This window comes from Ligilactobacillus equi DSM 15833 = JCM 10991, assembly GCF_001435735.1.
Lineage (GTDB): Bacteria > Bacillota > Bacilli > Lactobacillales > Lactobacillaceae > Ligilactobacillus > Ligilactobacillus equi.
The window spans coordinates 1-485 of sequence record NZ_AZFH01000180.1; the positions used below are offsets into that span (position 1 = coordinate 1).

Genomic DNA, 485 nt, shown 5'->3' on the forward strand with positions numbered 1-485 from the left:
GCCGACACATGGAGCTTCAATCCATTGCTCTACCGACTGAGCTACCGAGCCATTTGAGATACTTATTAAGCTTTGATAGTTTGCTAATGCAAACGGTCCATGACGGATTTGAACCGACGATCTCCTCCGTGACAGGGAGGCGAGATAACCACTACTCCAATGGACCAAAGATAATGGAGGATACAGGGCTCGAACCTGTGACCCTCTGCTTGTAAGGCAGACGCTCTCCCAACTGAGCTAATCCTCCATAAGTGACCCGTACGGGATTCGAACCCATGATACCACCGTGAAAGGGTGGTGTCTTAACCACTTGACCAACGGGCCATAACATAAAACGGAGAGTAAGGGATTCGAACCCTTGAAGGAGGTCATTACCCCCTTACATGATTTCCAATCATGCTCCTTCGGCCTCTCGGACAACTCTCCATCAACTCCGGTAGGCGGACTCGAACCGTCGACACCCTGATTAACAGTCAGATGCTCTA

The 485-nt window shown here is 50.1% G+C and carries 4 tRNA genes; all 4 read right to left on the reverse strand.

The annotated features are described in order from the left end of the window. Window positions 1-93 precede the first annotated feature (93 nt). Window positions 94-166: transfer RNA gene (locus FC36_RS09305), tRNA-Asp, on the reverse strand. An 8-nt stretch (window positions 167-174) separates the two neighbouring features. Next, window positions 175-247: transfer RNA gene (locus FC36_RS09310), tRNA-Val, on the reverse strand. Window positions 248-252: 5 nt separating this feature from the next. Next, window positions 253-324: transfer RNA gene (locus tag FC36_RS09315), tRNA-Glu, on the reverse strand. Between the two features lie 11 nt (window positions 325-335). Continuing rightward, window positions 336-426 (reverse strand) — tRNA-Ser (locus tag FC36_RS09320). Window positions 427-485: the final 59 nt, after the last annotated feature.